The sequence below is a fragment of the Bacillus sp. RO2 genome, assembly GCF_012911845.1.
Classification (GTDB): Bacteria; Bacillota; Bacilli; order Bacillales; family Bacillaceae_I; genus Sutcliffiella_A.
In genome coordinates this window covers 1-4678 of sequence record NZ_JAAXCU010000001.1, presented here as the reverse complement: position 1 = coordinate 4678, position 4678 = coordinate 1, and the positions used below count along the sequence as shown (strand labels likewise).

The following is a 4678-nucleotide window of genomic DNA, read 5'->3' as shown; positions in this document are numbered from 1 at the left end:
CTCATAACCCGAAGGTCGCAGGTTCAAATCCTGTCCCCGCAACCAAATGGTCCCGTGGTGTAGCGGTTAACATGCCTGCCTGTCACGCAGGAGATCGCCGGTTCGATCCCGGTCGGGACCGCCATTTTCTTTGAAAATAGAATTAGGCTCGGTAGCTCAGTTGGTAGAGCAATGGACTGAAAATCCATGTGTCGGCGGTTCGATTCCGTCCCGAGCCACCATGATTTTTTCACCAAAATGAAAGAATCACCATATAATGCCGGTGTAGCTCAGTTGGTAGAGCAACTGACTTGTAATCAGTAGGTCGTGGGTTCGACTCCTATCGCCGGCACCAGGAATATGGAGGGGTAGCGAAGTGGCTAAACGCGGCGGACTGTAAATCCGCTCCTTCGGGTTCGGCAGTTCGAATCTGCCCCCCTCCACCATTTCTTTAAAAGTAGTAACAAATTGTTTTATAGGGGCATAGTTTAACGGTAGAACAGAGGTCTCCAAAACCTCCGGTGTGGGTTCGATTCCTACTGCCCCTGCCAATTTAAAAATTATGGCGATTGTGGCGAAGTGGTTAACGCACCTGATTGTGGTTCAGGCATTCGTGGGTTCGATTCCCATCAGTCGCCCCATAATTTACTTATTATCGACTTTCATTTAAGTCTTTTTTATTTCTAAATTTATTGGGCTATAGCCAAGCGGTAAGGCATCGCACTTTGACTGCGACATGCGTTGGTTCGAATCCAGCTAGCCCAGCCATTTTTGCGGAAGTAGTTCAGTGGTAGAACACCACCTTGCCAAGGTGGGGGTCGCGGGTTCGAATCCCGTCTTCCGCTCCAAATATTTTAGGTGGCATAGCCAAGTGGTAAGGCCAAGGTCTGCAAAACCTTTATCACCGGTTCAAATCCGGTTGCCACCTCCAATTTTATTGAAAAATAATTATTCATATATACGAGACAAGCCGGGGTGGCGGAACTGGCAGACGCACAGGACTTAAAATCCTGCGGTAGGTGACTACCGTACCGGTTCGATTCCGGTCCTCGGCACCATTTGAATAATTATGATTGAGTAAGCCGGTGTGGCGGAATTGGCAGACGCGCACGACTCAAAATCGTGTTCCTCTGGAGTGCCGGTTCGACCCCGGCCACCGGTACCAATCGCGGGTGTAGTTTAATGGTAAAACCTCAGCCTTCCAAGCTGATGTCGTGGGTTCGATTCCCATCACCCGCTCCATACATAACTTTTCAAGACTTCAACTTATTGTTGGGGTCTTTTTTATTGGTGTTAAGTTGAAATCTATAACTAAAAGCCACAGAGCATTAATATGTTCTGTGGCTTTCTTATGTGCCTCACTCTACTCAGAAAGCATGCTAATTCCTTTTTCAAGTTCTTTTAACACTTCAGGATCTTTTTCTGTTGTTTGATAATGGTGAAGTGTTTCTAATGCTTGCTTGTCCCCTATTTTTCCTAATGCCCAGGCTGCCGTTCCTCTTATTACTGGACGAGGGTCATTTTTTAAAAGACTTTGGAGATCAGGTATAGCCGAAGTATCTTTGTAATGAGCGAGCGCGATAATGGCATTTCGTTGTATAGGCTTTTTCCCACGCCATGATCCAGAGATTTTACCAAAGTTCTCTTTGAATTCTCTGTTGGAGATGGTCAATAGAGGTTTTAGCTTCGGTTTTACGATTTCAGGATCGGGCTCCATTTCAGGATGAAGGTGAAAATCTTTTCCTTTATTTTCAGGGCACACTGTCTGGCAAGTATCACAGCCGTAGAGTCTGTTACCTAATTTGGTGCGATATTCTTCTGCAAGGAAGCCTTTTGTTTGTGTCAGGAAGGCAATGCATTTATTAGAATCGAGTTGTCCACCTTGAACGAGTGCACCTGTAGGACAGACTTCCACGCATTTATTACAGGTCCCACAGTTGTCTTCAAGAGGTGTATCTGGTTCAAAGGGTAATGTAGTAATCATTTCCCCTAAATACACATAAGAACCAAACTCAGGCGTTATAATGGCACAGTTCTTTCCACTCCAACCGATACCTGCACGTTCTGCAACAGCCCGGTCACTTAGCTCACCGGTATCTACCATAGATTTCGTTAGAGCGTCTGGACGCTTTTCTTTTATGAACGCTTCTAACAATCTGAGTTTCTCTCTTAAGATATCATGGTAGTCGACTCCCCAGGATGCACGGCAAAATATCCCTCGTCGCTCTTCACGGGTGCTTCTTGGTGCGTCTTTCATTTTGGAGGGATATGCAAGAGCAATGGCAATAATGCTTTTAGCCTTGGGAACTAGTAGTTCCGGGTTTGTACGTTTCTCAATATCAGGTTCTTCAAACCCAGATTGATAGTTAAGTTCCTGGTGAGTGATTAGTCTTTCTTTTAGACCAGTGAAGACTCCGGCACTTGCAAATCCAATCTTATCAATGCCAATCTCTTTACTATAGGCAATGATTTCTTCTTTTAGTTTTATGTTTTCCTCATTCAATGTGAACACCTCCTTTAATGTATTTTAACCAACCTATATTTTAACATATTTAAAAGCAAGAGGTAGTATGGAACAAGTTATATGATACAATTACCATAATAATGAAAGGAAGGATGGGCTAGATGAAAGTATTGATTGATGAAAGTGTAACTCTTAAGAAATACGGTATCATTATGTATAACGATATTAGTGTTAGTTCGTCACCTCAGATGTTAAAAGGAAGAATTCGTCTTTTCCAGGAATCGCTTCACTTGGATTTAGAAGATAAGGATATGAAAGATATTCCGGGAGTGGCAGAGTGGCGCTCTGTATTCAAGGAAACAGGGATAGATCCATCTAGGTATCGCCCATCCGTGGAGGCGTTATACCGTAGAATAAAAAAAGGTCAATTCCTTGAGCCATTCAATTCTGCTGTGGATTTGAACAACTTTTTTTCAATGAAATATGAAATCCCCTTTGGAATCTATGATGCTGAGAAGATTGTTGGTGATGTAACGGTTGCGGTTGGAGATGAGACGGCAAGTTATGAAGGGTTAAATGGACGAGAAATTAAATTAGCTAAGATGCTTCACACTCGTGATGAGGTAGGTCCTTTTGGAAGTCCTTTTGTCGATAGCCGCAGGACAGCGGTTTCTGAGGAGAGCACTTCTGCGATGCATGTTGTGTATTTTAAGCCTTCTATGGAAAATGCTGAATGTGAGGAGATGCTTGCGGCAATCAGCGAGATGTTTCTACAGGTTCATGGTGGAACGAGCGAGTATTGGGTTTTAGATGAAAAGTAGGTAATTAGGTTTGCCTGCTTTTTATAATTTTTGTAAGGAGTGTTGTGGATGAGTTTTATGATGAAGGAGCGTATGGAGTCAGAGGAGCTGAAATTATTAAGAATGATAAAGGCACGAGAAGGTCTCGTGGATGATAGCCGATATTGGAATCTCGAAAAAGGTTATCAGGGGGAGATGCTTTTTGATAAATGGTTTTCTGGCTTGGAAGGCGAGTGGATGGTGGTGAATGATCTGCTACTGGAGTACGCAGGCAGTTTGTTTCAAATTGACTCCCTTGTGATTGGAGGGGATAGGGTGTACTTGTTTGAAGTGAAGAATTTTGAGGGTGATTTCTTATTTGAGAAAGACAGGTGGTATTCCGGCAGTAAAGAAATAAAAGATCCCTTATTACAAATGCAACGATGCGAAACCGCGTTAAGACAACTCCTCAGAAGCCTCGGATATCAACTCCCCATAGAATCAAACCTCATATTTATTAACCCCGAGTATAATCTATATAATTGCCCACCTAAATTACCAATAGTATTTTGTTCCCAATTGAATCGGTTTTCTACTAAATTATTGAAGCAATCTTCTGGATCTGCAAGGTTAAATACTCGTCACTCTCGTTTGGCAGAGAAGCTGTGTGAACTGCATATTGAGAAGTCACCATATGAAAGACTGCCTGAGTACAGGTATGAGGAGCTGCGGAAGGGGATTGTTTGTGTTGGGTGTGGGGGGATGGGGGTTCGCCATAAATATAGAACGATTGAATGTAAAATGTGCGGCAGTAAGGAAGATTTGGATATAGCTTTGGTAAGGGCTATAAATGAGTGTTGTAGTTTGTTTCCACAGATGAAGATCACTACAAAGATCATTCATGATTGGATTGGGGAAATGGTCTCTAAGAAAGTAATTCAAAGGGTTTTACACATTAACTTTTCATTAATTGGACATGGAAAGTCGGCTAATTATGTTAAGGATAAACAGAGAATAAACGGATCAGGTACATTAATGTTGAATGATTCCCTCGGTCGATGATACGTAGGAAACATTGTCCTCATACGAAGTGAATGACTCCCTCCACCAAGGGAAAGTGGAAAACATTGTCCTCATACGAAGTGAATGACTCCCTCCACCAAGGGAAAGTGGGAAACATTGTCCTCATACGAGACGAATGACTCCTTCAGATAAGGGAAAGTAGGAAACATTGTCCTCATACGAAGAGAATGACTCCCTCCACAAAGGGAAAATGGGAAACATTGTCCTCATACGAGACAAATACTTCCGTCAACAAAACCCAGTTACCCAAAATCTTTTCCAAAAGAACAAACCAAATCACACTCTTAACATGCACTTATAAAAAATACACAAATCAAAATCAAAACCAAACATCCTCAACACAAATCCCAAGACCACAACATAAACATAACAA

3 protein-coding genes and 12 tRNA genes are annotated in these 4678 nt (G+C 42.6%); 14 read left to right on the top strand and 1 reads right to left on the bottom strand.

Features of this window, described 5'->3' with window-relative positions; translation table 11 throughout:
- The first annotated feature begins 48 nt into the window (after positions 1-48).
- The 12 genes from HF078_RS00075 to HF078_RS00020 all read left to right on the top strand — a co-directional run bounded on the left by HF078_RS00075 (position 49) and on the right by HF078_RS00020 (position 1221).
- Positions 49-124 (top strand) — tRNA-Asp (locus HF078_RS00075).
- Between the two features lie 21 nt (positions 125-145).
- Positions 146-221, top strand: a tRNA-Phe gene (locus tag HF078_RS00070).
- Positions 222-258: 37 nt separating this feature from the next.
- Positions 259-334, top strand: a tRNA-Thr gene (locus tag HF078_RS00065).
- 7 nt (positions 335-341) lie between these two features.
- Positions 342-425, top strand: a tRNA-Tyr gene (locus HF078_RS00060).
- Between the two features lie 31 nt (positions 426-456).
- Positions 457-530, top strand: a tRNA-Trp gene (locus HF078_RS00055).
- Between the two features lie 14 nt (positions 531-544).
- Positions 545-620: transfer RNA gene (locus tag HF078_RS00050), tRNA-His, on the top strand.
- 52 nt (positions 621-672) lie between these two features.
- Positions 673-747, top strand: a tRNA-Gln gene (locus tag HF078_RS00045).
- 5 nt (positions 748-752) lie between these two features.
- Positions 753-827, top strand: a tRNA-Gly gene (locus tag HF078_RS00040).
- Between the two features lie 9 nt (positions 828-836).
- Positions 837-910, top strand: a tRNA-Cys gene (locus tag HF078_RS00035).
- A gap of 38 nt (positions 911-948) precedes the next feature.
- Positions 949-1037 (top strand) — tRNA-Leu (locus HF078_RS00030).
- Positions 1038-1060: 23 nt separating this feature from the next.
- Positions 1061-1144: transfer RNA gene (locus HF078_RS00025), tRNA-Leu, on the top strand.
- 3 nt (positions 1145-1147) lie between these two features.
- Positions 1148-1221: transfer RNA gene (locus HF078_RS00020), tRNA-Gly, on the top strand.
- A 121-nt stretch (positions 1222-1342) separates the two neighbouring features.
- On the opposite strand, the gene queG is transcribed toward HF078_RS00020, so the two are convergent.
- A complete protein-coding gene (gene queG / locus HF078_RS00015; protein WP_169289301.1) occupies positions 1343-2482 on the bottom strand; it encodes a tRNA epoxyqueuosine(34) reductase QueG in 1140 nt (379 codons plus the stop codon).
- Between the two features lie 122 nt (positions 2483-2604).
- Between queG and HF078_RS00010 the strand changes: the two genes are divergently transcribed.
- Together HF078_RS00010 and HF078_RS00005 are read left to right on the top strand one after the other, a co-directional pair.
- A complete protein-coding gene (locus HF078_RS00010; RefSeq protein ID WP_169289300.1) occupies positions 2605-3264 on the top strand; it encodes a B3/B4 domain-containing protein in 660 nt (219 codons plus the stop codon).
- A gap of 48 nt (positions 3265-3312) precedes the next feature.
- A complete protein-coding gene (locus tag HF078_RS00005; RefSeq protein ID WP_169289299.1) occupies positions 3313-4284 on the top strand; it encodes a nuclease-related domain-containing protein in 972 nt (323 codons plus the stop codon).
- The last annotated feature ends 394 nt before the right edge of the window (positions 4285-4678 follow it).